We start from the raw sequence: 353 nt of genomic DNA on the forward strand, positions 1-353 counted from the left end.
CCTACGTTGACTAATGTTGCTTCATAACCTTCCGGTGCTGTGAAATCAACTGTGTAGTCGCCGTTTTCTAGGCCAGTGAATTCATATTTACCGTTCGCATCTGTAACTGTTGTTACTGTTGATCCGTCTGGTTTTGTCAATGTCACTGTTACACCTTCGATACCCACTTCGTTTGAGTTTTGGATGCCGTCTTTGTTTGAATCTTCCCATACATAGTCGCCTAAGTTGTATGTTGCTGGTACTGGCGTTGGTTCTTCAACCGCTGGTTTGAAGAATCCGCTGTCGATTGTGTAGTTATCTGCGTTATTGATTGTTACTGTTGTTGACGCGCCGTCTGAATCCAATGCATCGTC

At 44.2% G+C, this 353-nt stretch carries 1 protein-coding gene; it reads right to left on the reverse strand.

What is annotated here, in order from left to right:
• On the reverse strand, positions 1–353 hold a 353-nt coding region (locus CD112_RS12905), incomplete at both ends, for an SdrD B-like domain-containing protein (RefSeq protein WP_180991560.1).

It is taken from the genome of Staphylococcus simulans (assembly GCF_002902285.1).
Lineage (GTDB): Bacteria > Bacillota > Bacilli > Staphylococcales > Staphylococcaceae > Staphylococcus > Staphylococcus simulans.